This window comes from Paenibacillus silviterrae (assembly GCF_030167925.1).
Lineage (GTDB): Bacteria > Bacillota > Bacilli > Paenibacillales > NBRC-103111 > Paenibacillus_G > Paenibacillus_G silviterrae.
Genome location: NZ_JASKUT010000002.1, coordinates 1,221,814 through 1,235,817, shown reverse-complemented (window position 1 = coordinate 1,235,817; position 14,004 = coordinate 1,221,814). Strand labels below are relative to the sequence as shown.

At 50.2% G+C, this 14,004-nt stretch carries 11 protein-coding genes; 9 read left to right on the top strand and 2 right to left on the bottom strand.

All coding sequences use genetic code 11. From position 1 onward, the window contains the following. The first annotated feature begins 108 nt into the window (after nucleotides 1-108). The 7 genes from QMO62_RS28555 to QMO62_RS28525 all read left to right on the top strand — a co-directional run bounded on the left by QMO62_RS28555 (nucleotide 109) and on the right by QMO62_RS28525 (nucleotide 8,716). The gene (locus QMO62_RS28555; protein WP_284645892.1) at nucleotides 109-2,436 is read left to right on the top strand and encodes an AraC family transcriptional regulator; all 2,328 of its coding nucleotides are present in this window, start codon (nucleotides 109-111) and stop codon (nucleotides 2,434-2,436) included. Nucleotides 2,437-2,603: 167 nt separating this feature from the next. Then, entirely contained in the window at nucleotides 2,604-3,584 is a 981-nt protein-coding gene (locus tag QMO62_RS28550) for an ABC transporter permease (protein ID WP_284645891.1), read from the top strand. 19 nt (nucleotides 3,585-3,603) lie between these two features. Further along, the gene (locus QMO62_RS28545; protein ID WP_284645890.1) at nucleotides 3,604-4,485 is read left to right on the top strand and encodes a carbohydrate ABC transporter permease; all 882 of its coding nucleotides are present in this window, start codon (nucleotides 3,604-3,606) and stop codon (nucleotides 4,483-4,485) included. Between the two features lie 28 nt (nucleotides 4,486-4,513). Continuing rightward, nucleotides 4,514-6,115 (top strand): ABC transporter substrate-binding protein, encoded by a 1,602-nt coding sequence (locus QMO62_RS28540; RefSeq protein ID WP_284645889.1) that lies wholly within the window; start codon nucleotides 4,514-4,516, stop codon nucleotides 6,113-6,115. Nucleotides 6,116-6,272: 157 nt separating this feature from the next. Further along, complete coding sequence (locus QMO62_RS28535; protein WP_284645888.1) at nucleotides 6,273-7,433, top strand: glycoside hydrolase family 88 protein; 1,161 nt, start codon at nucleotides 6,273-6,275, stop codon at nucleotides 7,431-7,433. A gap of 105 nt (nucleotides 7,434-7,538) precedes the next feature. After that, nucleotides 7,539-7,715, top strand: a complete 177-nt coding sequence (locus QMO62_RS28530; RefSeq protein WP_284645887.1) for a hypothetical protein — start codon at nucleotides 7,539-7,541, stop codon at nucleotides 7,713-7,715. A gap of 125 nt (nucleotides 7,716-7,840) precedes the next feature. Then, entirely contained in the window at nucleotides 7,841-8,716 is an 876-nt protein-coding gene (locus QMO62_RS28525) for a hypothetical protein (RefSeq protein ID WP_284645886.1), read from the top strand. Between the two features lie 420 nt (nucleotides 8,717-9,136). On the opposite strand, the gene QMO62_RS28520 is transcribed toward QMO62_RS28525, so the two are convergent. Then, nucleotides 9,137-9,898, bottom strand: a complete 762-nt coding sequence (locus tag QMO62_RS28520; protein WP_284645885.1) for a hypothetical protein — start codon at nucleotides 9,896-9,898, stop codon at nucleotides 9,137-9,139. Between the two features lie 284 nt (nucleotides 9,899-10,182). Further along, nucleotides 10,183-10,869, bottom strand: a complete 687-nt coding sequence (locus QMO62_RS28515) for a hypothetical protein (RefSeq protein WP_284645884.1) — start codon at nucleotides 10,867-10,869, stop codon at nucleotides 10,183-10,185. Between the two features lie 219 nt (nucleotides 10,870-11,088). On the opposite strand from QMO62_RS28515, the gene QMO62_RS28510 reads away from it, so the two are divergent. Beyond that, nucleotides 11,089-12,933, top strand: coding sequence for a GDSL-type esterase/lipase family protein (locus tag QMO62_RS28510; protein ID WP_284645883.1), 1,845 nt, complete (start codon nucleotides 11,089-11,091; stop codon nucleotides 12,931-12,933). Between the two features lie 81 nt (nucleotides 12,934-13,014). Then, nucleotides 13,015-13,947, top strand: coding sequence for a pectinesterase family protein (locus QMO62_RS28505; RefSeq protein WP_284645882.1), 933 nt, complete (start codon nucleotides 13,015-13,017; stop codon nucleotides 13,945-13,947). Nucleotides 13,948-14,004 lie beyond the last annotated feature (57 nt).

Genomic DNA, 14,004 nt, shown 5'->3' with positions numbered 1-14,004 from the left:
CGGCTGATCGCATAGCTCCAATACCGGCGGCGCCGCCCTTCTTCTCATGCCATGCTGCACGAGCCCAGGGAAGGCGGCGCCGTTTATTTTGTGAGGAGGGAATCGGGTATGCCGGCAATCAAGGCGTTTATGCTGAAGAAAAGCTTTTTGATCCGCATCATTATATCCTATCTCATCGTCGGTTTGCTCGTTGTCGGAGCCCTGACCATGATCATCATCTATAAAGTGTCAGGGCACTTGACGGACGAAATCAACACCTCAACAAACCGTGCGATGGAGCAATCCTACAATGCGGCTCAAATCTTGATAAATTCCACCTATTCCAATTTTGCGAGTGCTTACACGAAGGCGGATATTCAAGTGGGGTTCTACAGCGATCATTTCACTACCACCGATATGGGACGCATCGGAGCAAGGCTTTCTGAATTGGCGGGCTCGAACCCGCTCGTGCACTCCGTGTATGTAGTGAATCAGAGTGAGCGGCTGGTGTTCTCCTCCTTGTCCACCGCCCGGGGGTTTTCTGAATTTTATGATCAGGATGTGCTGTCTCTGCTCGAGACAACCCAGCCGTATCGTTCGGGAATCTTTATTCCGAGGCATGCGCGGTTTCAAGTGGACGGACGGGAAGTGGACAAGAATCTGATCTCCATTCTATACCTCAGTATTCGAGAGGACAGGGTGACCAATGGCGCCATGGTGCTCAACCTGGATCAGGATGTGCTGCAGCAAACGGTCATGAACGGCACAGGCAGCGCGTCCTTCCAATCGATGATTTTGAATCAACAGGGAACGGTCATTTCCCACTCGGACAGCCGTATGCTCAATACGAACCTGTCCGGAACGGAATACGTAAGGAGCATCATCGCTTCGGAGGAGCAAAAGGGGAATTTGAAGGTCGCGATCGACGGCAAGGACTCCCGCGTATTCTACATGAAATCGGATACGCTGGGTTGGATCTTCATTGGCAATGTCAATTACGATCAGCTGCTCAGCAAGGTGAATGAGCTGCAGAGCTACATTCTCGGCGTTACGGCCATCATGCTGATCATGGTGATGATTTCGGGTATTTTTTTCACCCGTATGATCTATGGTCCGATTCATCGTCTTCTCACCAAAGTTCGCAGCGCTTCCCCAGGCACACCCTCGGATAACGTTTCGGAGCTGGATTTGCTATCGGGTACCTTTGCCTATTTGGAAAATAAAATTCAGGATCTTCAGTCCAGCGTCGCCGGCTACCAATCCGTCGAACGGCTCCAGCTGTTGCGGCTGCTCACGCAGGGCGGCTGGTCAGGTGAGCAGGAGATGACCCGCAAGCTGCAGAGTGTAGGCATTGCTTTGCCGTATGACCATTTCCGCGTGGTCCTGCTCCGGCTCGATGGCTATAGCGCGCTGACGGATCGATACCCTCGTGCGGATATTTCCTTGCTAAAGTACGCGGTTTCCAATATTGCCGAGGAGCTTGGGCGGGGCAGAGGGATCAACACGGTTTGTTTCGAGGATGAAGCGGATGCCCTGACTCTTCTTATCAATCTTCCTGAAGCGGCGAGCTTCTCCGAAAGCCGGACGGAGGAGCTGCTCCGTGAGATCCAATCGAACGTATCGGTATACCTGAAGCTGTCGGTTTCTGCCGCGATCGGGACTCCGGCCCAAGGGATGCTGCAAATTCCGGATGCCTGGCAGGGGGCGTATCAGGCCTCGCGCTACCGGATCGTGCAAGGTATGCGCTGCTTGATCGGCGCCGATATGGAGGAAACGCGGGAGTCGCTGCAGGATAGCTTGTCGGGCAGTCTGGAGAAGCAGATCACTGATCAGATGAAGCTTGGGGACATGGAGAAGACCAGGCAGGCGGTCCGCGAGTACATGGGTGTGCTGCGAAACGCGCCTTACGACGAAATGATGCTGCTTCTCACACAGCTGCTGATCGCTACAGCGCGGACTGTCCGAACGATGGCCGCCAGCGAGGAGCAGACGTTCGATATCGGTCTCTTAAGCCAGCGGCTGAACCGCTCGGAGACGCTGGAGCAAATAGAGGTGTGGTACTTGGAGCTGTGTGAGAAAGCAGTCTCGCTGCGGGATAAGCAATCCTCCCAAAAGAATCGTCTGATCGTCGATAAAGTCAGGCAGTATATTCACGAGCATTACGCCGATCCGAACCTGAGCATTGAGACGCTCGTTCAAGTAGGGGGATTATCGGCGAACTATATGCGCAAGGTTTTCAAGGATATGGAAGGGCAGTCGATCACGACGTATGTCAACCATTTCAGGTTTGCCAAGGCGAAGCAGCTGCTGACAACAACGGACCTTCCCGCGAACAAAATCGGTGAAATGGTCGGCTTCGACAATACGAATTATTTCTATGTTTCCTTTAAAAAGCACTGCGGCAAAACGCCGGATCATTACCGGAAATCGTTAGAACCGGAAGATAAACTCTTGTAAATCGTAAGCATTTGTATACATTGTTATTTTTCGAAGTGTCTGTTTGGCAGAAATCATGGTTTTTCATCGGAATCCGTACTTTCTCTCCTTTTCCTTCTGAGCTAAGGTAAGAGCGTGAACGACATCATGAAGTGCAGGCTTCGTTAAGTGAAGGAGGAATCAAAGCAATGAGCGATACGGTGATCGGCTCGCAGCCGTATGCCCGGAGAACGACTGGTAAAAAGAGGGGCGTTATCGGTTCGTTTTTTTACGAGCTAGTAAGAAATAAGTTCTTGTATGTACTCGCTTTGCCCGGCATCATCTGGTTCTTCATTTTTGCTTATTTGCCCATGGGCGGGATTGTGATCGCCTTTCAGGATTTCAAAGCGATGAAGGGCATTACCGGAAGCGAATTCGTCGGCTTGAAAAACTTCGAGTTTTTCTTTCGGTCTAGCGATTGGATCAAGATTGTATGGAACACGCTGTACTTGAACCTTCTGTTCATCACGTTCGGTACGCTGTCTTCCGTAGCTATCGCTATTATGGTCACGGAGCTGGGCGGCAAATGGTTTAAGAAGGTGGCGCAATCCGTCATGATCTTCCCGCACTTCCTGTCCTGGACGGTCGTAGCGATGTTCGTGACAGCCTTCGTCGCTACGGAGGGCGGCTTCTACAATCAGATTCTCAGCTTATTCGGATTGCCGCCCGTTTCCCTGCTTTCTTCTCCGGAATATTGGCCGACCATTCTCGTGCTTTTGAAAATATGGCATGGTGCAGGCTTCGGTGCCATTGTTTACATGGCAACGATTTCCGGCATCAACCCGGAAATCTATGAATCCGCCTCAATGGACGGGGCAAGCCGCTGGCAGAAAATCATCCACATCACGCTGCCGCTGCTCAAGCCGACGGTCATTCTTCTGACCATCCTGGCGATCGGCGGAATATTTAACGGAGACTTCGGGCTTATCTATGCGATTGTCGGACGCAACCCGGCTTTGTACCCGACTACGGACGTCATTGATACCTATGTATTCCGTGCATTGCTTGATCTGGGGGATATGAGCATGTCTGCGGCGATCGGCTTCCTGCAATCGCTGGTCGGCTTCCTTCTTGTCGTTACCGTCAATTACATTGCGAAGAAGACGGCCCCGGAATCGGCGATTTTCTAGGAAAGGAGTACGACACAGCATGATTAAGGAAAGCTTAGCGGACAAACTGCTTAAGGGTGCCTTTTATTGCATTCTTGCCGCCTTCTCGCTCTATTGCCTGGTGCCCTTCGTAGCGGTAGTTTCCAGCTCAATCTCCTCCGAGGCCTCGATCCTTCGTAACGGCTATATGCTGTTTCCGATCGAATTCAGCCTGGAGGCGTATCAGCTGATCTTTCAGGACAATACCATCTATAAGGCTTATGGCGTGACGATCTTTATTACCGTTGTCGGTACCGTGCTCTCTATGATTTTTACTAGCGCTATGGCTTATGCCATTTCCGTCAAATCGGTAAAATACCGCAATGCGATTGCCTTCTACGTTTATTTCACGATGCTGTTCCATGGGGGGCTCGTGGCCAGCTACCTGCTCATCTCCAAGTACCTCGGCATGAAGGATTCCATTTGGGTACTCATTGTTCCCGGCATGATCAGTGCATGGAATATGTTTCTCCTGCGCAACTTCTTCGCCTCCATCGATGAGTCGCTGGCCGAATCCGCCAAAATGGACGGAGCCAACGACGCCTATATATTGTTTCGTATCATTCTTCCGGTGTCGCTTCCGGCGCTGGCCACCATCGGTCTCTTCTATGCACTGAGCTATTGGAACAAATGGTTTGACGCGCTGTTATATATCAGCGATCCCAATTTATATCCGCTTCAATATTTGATCCAACGGATTATGAGTAACCTGGAGTACGTCAATCAGTTATCCGCTGATGTGACGATACCGAACTTTGTTCCACCGGCTATGACTGTCCGTTTGGCGACCACAATCGTCACCATTGGTCCGATCATTTTCCTTTACCCGTTCCTGCAGAAGTATTTCGTCAAGGGACTGATGGTTGGCGCGGTGAAAGGATAATGCATATAGAAAAGGGAGGGCAATACAAATGAAGGCAAAACGTATCGCAACCGCATTACTTGCGCTGGCCATGGTAGGTACATCCGCAGCCTGCAGCAGCACGGAGAAGCAAGGGGCAGCAAATTCCGCAGGTGGCGACAAGGGGGGGACTTTACCGCCGGTAACCTTGAAAGGAATGCTGTTCGGCGAAGCGCCGAAGGATTTGCCGCTAGTACTTCAAGAGTTTGAGAAACGTACCCAAGGCACGCTGAACACGAAGTTATCTATTGCGTGGAACCCGAACAGTGACCATAAGCAGAAGGTGAAGCTGATGATGGCTGCCGGCGAGGAAATGGACTTCGTCTTCGATGCGGACTTCATGAACCTGAAGGAGCTCATTCCTCAGGGCGCCTATGTGCAGCTGGATAAATACTTCAACAACGATGCTTATCCCGGATTGAAGAAAGCGTTTTCTCCAGAATTTGTAGAAGCAAATAAGCGTGACGACGGTCACATCTATACGATCCCGTTTACTCAATATTTCTATGACATTCAAGTCGTTATGCTGCGTAAGGATCTTCGCGAAAAATATGGCATGAAGCCAATCAGCAGCTATGAGGAGCTCGAAGCATTCTATAAGAAGGTGCAGGAGAACGAAAAGGGCATGACCCCGCTTGCTCTGAGAGGCAGCAGCGGCTTCCAGGATATTCTTGCAAGCGACGGCCCGGATATGAACACGGTCCGGCCGATCCTGATCTCGGGCATTCCTTATCTTGTTCATTTAACGGATGATTTGAAGAAGGTGCAGAATGTCGTAGTGCTGGGCGATGCAGCCGCGGAGTGGTCCAAGCTTCCGGCACCGTTCAACACGATGAAAACGGCGTTCCCGCAGTATGACAAGTGGGCGGAGTGGAGCAAATATCTGGAGAAGGACGTGCTGAGCCAGAAGGACCAAAAGGCATACTTTATGTCGGGCAAGGCGGCGTCCTACCACGGAACACTTTCCGCTTATGCCGCTGACCGGAAGAAGCTTCAGGAAACACTATCGGGAGCCGACCTGGAGTTCTTCGTTTTCCGTGCCAATCAGCGCGAGATGAAGCCGAAGGCAATTTCCACGAACTATAAGTCCAATAACTCCGTGGCGATTCCCGTCACGAGCAAGAATGTCGATCGGACAATGAAATTTTTCGATTGGCTGTTCATGAGCCGGGAAAACCACGATTTGTTCGAGTACGGAATCCAAGGCAAGCATTGGGAGCCGGTGGGCGACACAGGACTGAAGCTGCTGGAAGAGTCCAAGAGCTATTCCTTCCCCGGCTATGAGCTGACCTGGAATCCGACCATGATACGCCTTGCGTCCGATTTGGATGAAACGGCGAAGAAGTATTACGAATATTCGGCGAAACCGGACACGTACTATGCGGGAGTGCTTTCTAAATTCACCTTCGACAGCAGCGCGGTGAAATCGGAATTTGCGAATATCGCCTCCAAAGCGGAGCCTTGGGTGCAGCTGCTGAAGGCCGGACAAATGAAGGATTGGGAAGCGCAGGCGGTAAAGCTGAACGGCGAGCTGAAAGCAATCGGCATGGCTAAACTCCGTGCGGAGCTTCAGAAGCAGGTGCAGGCTTACTTGGATAAAGGCGGTAAGTAACAGTGGCAGGCGTCAGGTGGCAGGCATGGTCCTGCCACCGTTTTTGCTTAAAAAAGCGCGGTTCCTCCTTAAATAATCGCGCTCCTTTTTGCGAGCGGGGACTATATAATGTGAACCATACCGAGCTATGCGGGGACGATGGAAAAGGGGACCTCAAATGACAGTGATATTTTCAACTCATGTGAAGCCGGATCGCGCTTATTACGAGCAGGCCGCTCAGTACGTACTGAAGCAAATCGACCGCAGTCTCGCGGTGTTTCGCGACACCTATCCCGCACCGGCCAGCACAAACAACGTGTATCCGGCCATCGACAATATCGAATGGACGTCCAGCTTCTGGACAGGGATGCTGTGGCTGGCCTATGACCTGACCGGTGAGGCTAAGTACCGGGAGGCAGCAGAGTATCAGCTCGCAAGCTACAAGAGGAGAATCGAGGAGCAAATCGAAACGGAAACGCACGATCTCGGGTTTCTTTATACGCTGTCGGCGGTGGCTGCTTATCGCCTCACAGGCAACGAAGAAGCGAAGGAGATGGCAATCAAGGCGGCGGATTTGCTTGCAGCGCGATATTTCCCAAAAGCGGGAATTATTCAGGCTTGGGGTAATCTGAACGATCCTGAGCAGTGCGGACGAATGATTATCGACTGCCTGATGAATCTCCCGCTGCTGTATTGGGCGACGGAGGTCACCGGCGACCCGAAGTATGCAGACTACGCCAAGACGCATGTGAAGCAAGCGGCGAAGTATATTGTAAGGCCTGATGATACTACCTACCATACGTACTATATGGATGTAGGAACAGGCGCTCCGAAATACGGCAATACGCACCAGGGCTACGCCGATGATTCGTGCTGGGCCCGCGGTCAAGCCTGGGGGATGTACGGTTTTCTGCTGAGCTATATCTATAACGGCGACGAATCGCTTGTGGCGCTTTCCAAGCGGCTGACGGATTACTTCCTGACCCGGCTTCCGGAGGACGGCATTGTTTATTGGGATCTGGTGTTCACTGAAGGCGAGGAACAGGAGAAGGACAGCTCCTCGGCGGCGATTGCCGCTTGCGCGATGCTTGAGCTTAGCAAGCATTTGCCGACAGGTGACGCGGATAAATGCAGATACGAGGATATGGCGCTCTTTTTATTGCAGTCGCTTAATGAAGGCTATACGACGAGAGACGTACCGGACTCGAACGGAGTTCTTCTTCATGCGGTGTATAACAAACCGCGCGGCATGGGGATCGATGAGTGCAATCTGTGGGGCGATTATTACTATTTCGAAGCGCTTGTCCGGGTGCTCAAGAACTGGAAATTGTACTGGTAATAAAATGAATAACCGGAAGCGGGAGAACCTACATAATTATCCTCCCCGTAGGGCATTCTATACGCGCAGCATGGAGCTGTGAGTAAAGAAACGGAGGTGTTTCTCTTGGCTAACGATAAAGACAATTCGGTATGGGATAAGACGAAGAACGCGGCCAAGGAAGGTGCGAACGTCGTGAGCGACACATTCGATGTTATCGGCGACGCTGCTTCCAACACGGCCAAAAGAGTGACGGGCGAGCGTCACACATCCATGGAGACAGCAGTGGAAAAAGGGGACTAAATCGCTGCGGTGATTATGCTCTCTACAAAGTCCGGTTGCGATAAGCAGCCGGTCTTTTTCTTGCTCACGAATGTACCTCCCCGAGAGGGCTTCGATAGAAGCTTTTCTTATGGAAGGACATGAGGATGACTGCGATGATGTCGTACGCAAGGGCTGGAATGCCGCCCGTTGACGCCCTGAAGGAAGCGCCCGTATACTTAGGATATGATATCGACCACGGTACGACCATGGCTGCGCCTGTCGAGATGAAAGCAGTGTGCACAGCAGAACAAATGGAAGCGGGTCACGTTCTCATCTTGACTGGGAGAATGCTGCATTTATTGAAGGAGGATCCCTCTATGAATATGGAACTTGCCAGAAAATACGCTCCCTATTTGTCCTTTGACCGGAAGGAGCCGTTCTATCCTGCATTAACGGGAGTAACGTTTTTGAAAGAGGGCGATAATTCTCCGTCTTTCCGCAGAAGCTTCTATTGGGAGGATTATCCGGGTGCGACTGTTATTGAGTATGCCCTTTATTGGGATTACGATATTCAGCACATGTATGATTTGGAGCATGTGTGGATCTACGTAGGGCGACATGGGGAAGTGCTTGATGCGGAAGCAAGCTTTCATGGAAAATATCTTAAAGGCCTGCTGCCGGACCGCAGCAATCTGGAGGAGGAGACGCATGTCAGGCTGTACTCCCAGCCGGGCAAGCATGCGTTCCTTCCGAAGCCGGAGCTGTTTGAGCTTGTGCCGGATTTACGCAAAGCAACGAAGGAAAGGGCCGGCGTTGGCGGCCTGCTGATCACAGGACCGATGGAAGGGGTATTGGAAAAGGAGGAAGGGACAGATCTTCTCGTAGAGAAGTATTTATTCTCGGAGGGCTTTATCCCTTCCATGGAGTTCATCCCCTATACGTTGACCGATGATCAGTTTGTCAGCTGGGAGGTACTTTCCCTTGCGATTCCCGAGCGCATTGAAGCTTGTTTAAATGAGCTTCGCAGTTTATCGCTGTGAATATCATTTGTATCCTACCCGGCATGTACACCTCGAAATGGGTTACCTGCGGCATATAGACCGCGTTACAGGGCGTCTGGCGCTTATCACGGCCCGGTAACGCTCCTTGTAACGTTATGAAATCACCTTACTGTACCAAATATGTGTTTATCTGCCACTGTAAGATGAAAAAATCGCATTACAGGGCGTCTGGCGCTTATCACAACCCGGTAATGCTCCTTGTAACGTTATGAAATCACCTTACTGTACCAAATATGTGTTCATCTGCGACCGTAAGATGAAAAAATCGCGTTACAGGGTGTCTGGCGCTTATCACGGTCCGGTAACACTCTCTATAACGTTTGAAATCACTTTATTGTTCACAAGAATTTTGGCTATATGAATATCGTTTATCGCACATATGCAATTAGCCAAGCAAGATTACCTTGAAGTTACGGCAGGCGGACCTGCGGATAATCGATTGCTGATGGCTTCCGCCAGGATGTACACCAGTAGTGGAAACATAATATAGTACGCTGGATCCCAAGGTGCGTGAATTTCGAGTATCCCCGCAAGGGCTAGTGCGATGGTTGCCGTTGAGTAAACAAGAACCAGCAAGGCGAATCTCATCCATCGCCGAATTCCCTTGAGCTTAACAAGCGCCACTACCGCGAGCGCGCCAAACAAATAATAAATTGAGGAGAATGCCGTTGTATCGCGAGCGACATCGCTATACCAACCGGGGTGGTAGGAACGGTTCATAAAAAACATGATGGGGAGAATATGAAGGGTTCCCAGGATCGGACCAACGCACAAGATTAGGTATAACGAATGAATCCAGCCTTTTACAGGTCTTAGTAAGCGCGGGTATATTGCTTTCGCAGCCGCAAAATAAAATATCAAACCGATGGAAGTGTATTGAATTCGCCACCATTTTAATGTATATATTTGCAGCTTGACGAATAGCAGCTCCACAGCGGCGATCAATCCGATAATGAGAAAAATCCATACCCAGCGTAGACGGAAGGCGGAGATAAAGGTTGCGAGCGTTGGGATAATGAACATGTTGGAGGTCAGCGCACCCATGTTACTGTCGTAGTGTTCGTTGTTTTTAAGCAAATGGGGATGATATTCGTAGCTTCCCCCAAAAATGTAAATGACCGTTTCGATGAGATAAGCCACCTGTACCATGATAAGGAACATAAAAATGCTCGGGTGCATACTTTTCTTGAAACATACAAAGATAAGAATGCATAGGCTTAAGAGACTTAAACCTAAATACCAATAGGATGAGTAACTCATGAAGGCTCGCCTTTCCCATGTTCTTATGTCATGCGGATGATAAAAATGGAAAAGCATATAATTATTATATTTGTTACTTTTGATAAAATTATTCATTCGGATGGGGAGGACCTGCTTGAGCTTTCACGGGCTCCAGATATTAACGCGGCATATACAGAAGCAAGCCTGCTCCCCTCAGGCTGGCATTAGCCTAACAAGAGGCGGAGCTGCTTCATTTTTTGCCTATGACAATGATGAAACACTTTATCGTCGCCAACATTATTCAACAGATATAAAAAGCCGGTGCTGTTAAGCGCATCCCAATCTTCCGTCTTGGCGTGAGTTCCGAGTACGCGCTTCATCTCCTCAACGAACCTCGAGAGTTTTTGGATATTTTTCGAGTAATCCGAATCCTCTGTTCCCCACTCCACATCGGCAAAATCGGCAAAGCTGTCAAGCACGCGGATAAGCCCCTGACGCAAGGTTTTGTTAATGTTTACTTTGGAAGCGGGCTTGGTTACGGGCTTTGAACCGGCCAACCGTATATCAACGTCCGTCACCTCGGTCATGCTAACGGTGTCGAAAAGCTCTTCCTCAGCCGGGGAGCTTTTCGGCGTTGTACCCATTTTTTTCACTTTTCCCTTCATGCTCTGCATCAAAAGAAGCAACCCTTTAAGTCCTTCAAGGCTCTTATCCTTCAGCGCTTCATTCTTGGCGTCCTGAATAGCAGCCAGCAGCACTCCTCCGAGGGTTAGTTCCAAGTCGGATTTCATAGACAAATACTTGGCATACCAATCCGTGAGATAGGAGGCCCCTGTGCACTCCTCCTCGTTCTCACTGCTCAGTAATCCGTCGATTTCGGACATGATCTTTGCAATTTCTATATCCGACATGTGAGATTTTAGCAAAAAATGCAAAGTTCGCTGATGAAACGGCAAGGATCGTAGTAGGTGAAGGTCAAGAATTCAGTTACTATAGATCTGGTAATGCGGATTAAGCAAAACTGCGGCATAATACATCGGTAAACGAGAGGAATTGGCATGCGTACTGACTACAAATTTAATTTTACAAACCTCCCCAAGGAGGGGGATATAGGTGTTCCTTTTGATGCAATGAAAGGTGTTCCCCTGTACGATGAAGCGGTGGGGTACGGGTTTATCCGAGAAACCTGTGCCTTACCCGCAAGAGAAGTACATACAGAGACCATTCGATCGGATGGAAATGGGTTTGTCATCTATGAACCTGAATTATATACCGGAGAGGGCTTTGAGAAAGAAAACTATAATCATTACGGCATGGCCTTTCGGATTCAGGTCCCTCCAGGTGCTTATGAAATTATCGTAAGGACAACCTCGGATATTTCCGACGCGTACGTTTCGATTTCCGGTATGCAAGCCGGACGTATTCTGGAGGGCGGGCACTGGGATGCGGCCAAGCTGATTCCGTTCAAGTATCCGGCGGTGGTGAGCGGGAATGAATGGACTTATCGCTATTGTAACGGACGAGAGTACCTAGATATTGAAATCGAACCGAGGACAACAGGGGTGCCTGTAGGCTTGAAGGAAATTGTTCTTAGGCAGATATCCCCGGAGGTGCGGACCGAGGAGGAGGTCCCTTCGATTTTCCTTCTGGGGGATTCTACTGCGAAATCCTACACCTTTGAAGAAGCCCCGATGAGCGGCTGGGGCCAGGTTATTCCCAGGTTGTTCGATGAAAGTAAAGGGAATGTCGTGAATTACTCCATGGGCGGACGGTCCTTCAGGAACGCTTATGCGGAGGGAAGATGGAACGATATTCTGCTGACAGGAAAAATAGGCGATTATGTGCTCATACAGTTCGGGCATAACGATGAGAGAGAAGATGAGCATCGCCGGTTCGGCAGAGGTTCTACGGAAGACATGTACGAACGTTATCTTCTCGATTGGTATCTTCCTGCCATTCGTGCAAGAGGCATGATTCCGGTTCTCATTACTCCCATGTCAAGAATCAAGGGAAATGCTCAGCCGGGGCATAGGTATACGAACTCTTTTACTTTACGCAAATTTCCTGATGTGTTGAGAAGAATAGGTGCCCAGTCGGGCATTCCTGTACTGGATCTGAATACGGCAAGCCTGGAGTATTATAACCAAATCGGGGTGGAGTCGACCACGGCTCTATACATGTCGATTGAAGCCGGGGAAACCCCCGGTAAGACCAACGACGGCAGCTACGCGAACGGGCACCCTGCACAGAAAATCGACGGTACGCACTACAAGGAGGCGCTTTCCAAGCAATTTGCCCGAATGGTTGTTACAGAGCTGGCAAGCAAGGCGGCGGATGGCGATCCGACTTCCGGAAAGCTATATTCTTTTCTGAAAGAAGAAGTGAAGGAAGCCATTGAATCAAAGGTTTGGTCGGATATTTTTCCGGAAATGGCTTGCGACACGACATCGGGAGAAGGCTCGTATTACCGGAACCAGATTGAAAAACTGATCCAGCTGAATGTCCTGCATAAAGACGATCACGGATGCTTCCAGCCGGAGCGGACGATACAGGTGAGCGAATTCGTTGATGCCTTAAGCAAGCTTATGGGCCTAACCCCTTCTTTGCTAAGAGAGTACGCAAATGGGGATTTAACCCGGCAAACCATGGGAGCGATACTGTATGACGCTTACCAGGCAAGATTCACAAGTAAGCCCGGATATATGACGGACTATAACGGCAAAACACTTGTCCCGGGCGATCCGGGCTATGATCCGAATCTGGATGCGGGCGTACAAGGAGTGCAATTCGATCCCTTGGTTTCGTATGAGCAGCTAACAGATACCGGCAGCATCCATCCTTCGCTGGCTGCGAAAGTCAAAAGCGGCTTACCAACTTGGCCTCATCCGGTCCGAGAAAGGCATCGCCAGGGGAAGGATGATCAATGGCACCGAGCTCGAGCCGCAAACCAAGGTTACCCGTGCGAAAGCGGCTAAGGCACTCTATTTTATGTGGGTACTAGGACAGCCTGTCCATGCGGAGAATCATACGATACCAATAAAGGAGAAAGCTCACTAATGACCGGAACGAAACGAATTGTCGTATCCCAAGACCATAGGGGAGACTATGTCACGGTGTCTGAGGCTATTGAAGCCGTGCCGGAAAACAATCAGGAGCCGGTTGAGATTTACATCCGGAACGGGGTGTACAAGGAAGTGATCACGGTGCCGGCGAACAAACCGTTCATTTCCTTGATCGGAGAAAGCATGGAGCATACCATACTGACCTATGACAATTATGCAGGCAAAGAGAAGCGGGAAGGAGAAAATTACGGAACCACAGGAAGTGCCAGTGTGTTTCTCTATGGCCATGACTTTACCGCCCGTAGCCTGACCATGGAAAATTCATTTCGGAGAAGCAATGCTGTAACTAGCGGAACCCAAGCAGTGGCAGTATACGCGAGAGGAGAACGAATGAGCTTCCATAAGGTCCGGTTCCTTGGTCATCAGGATACGCTCTACGCTCATTCTGGCAGCCAATATTACTATCAATGTTACATTGAAGGGGATGTTGATTTTATTTTCGGCGGAGCTCGTGCCGTCTTCGAGGATTCGGATATCGTTTCCTTGAGCCGGGGTTCCGAAAGTAATAATGGGTACATAACAGCGGCCAGTACTCCGATCACGCAGCCCTATGGCTTTCTCATTGTGAATTGCCGTCTACAAAGTGATGCACCGGCGGGGACGGTTTATTTGGGTAGACCTTGGCATCCGGGAGGCGACCCAAATGCCATAGGTCAAGTCATTGTGAGGGATAGTGAGCTTGGAGCGCATATTCATGCTGCCGGCTGGACGGACATGTCAGGCTTCAAAGCGGAAGACGCCCGATTCTTTGAATATCGGAATACAGGCCCCGGGGCGCTGAAGACGGATACACGAGCGCAGTTATCCGATGAACAGGCACTCAAGTACACACCACGGAAGGTGTTGGATTGGGAGCCGGCACGTTAGCATATTCCATGGAACAGCCCGTCATTATCGAACGGGCTGTTTGTCATCTATAACATA